Here is a 252-nt window from a genome sequence, read left to right on the forward strand (position 1 = left end):
TCGTTAGCTTGCGTGCCCAATTGAGGTGGAAGATAATCTCCGATCCCAGAGCACCTATCAGGAGCCCATTCATGTCGAGCCAGCACGCAGGCAGTTCATCCAGCCGCCGTACGTTCCTCAAAGCCACCACTGCTGCTGCTGTCACGGCAGCCTGCGGCCCTGTGATACTAGGTGCGGAGGACAAGGCCGGCTCAAAGACGCCCGTGATCGGCTCGGGCGAGCACACCTACGAGTGCCACCATGGCTGGGGCC

General features: G+C 61.5%; 1 protein-coding gene. It reads left to right on the forward strand.

Translation table 11 applies throughout. From position 1 onward, the window contains the following. Positions 1-71: 71 nt before the first annotated feature. Positions 72-252 (forward strand): twin-arginine translocation signal domain-containing protein (locus tag ACLJNW_RS26970; protein WP_410961618.1); only part of this gene is annotated, 181 nt, incomplete at its 3' end.

The organism is Salmonella sp. SAL4457, assembly GCF_046548235.1.
Taxonomy (GTDB): domain Bacteria; phylum Pseudomonadota; class Gammaproteobacteria; order Enterobacterales; family Enterobacteriaceae; genus Salmonella; species Salmonella enterica.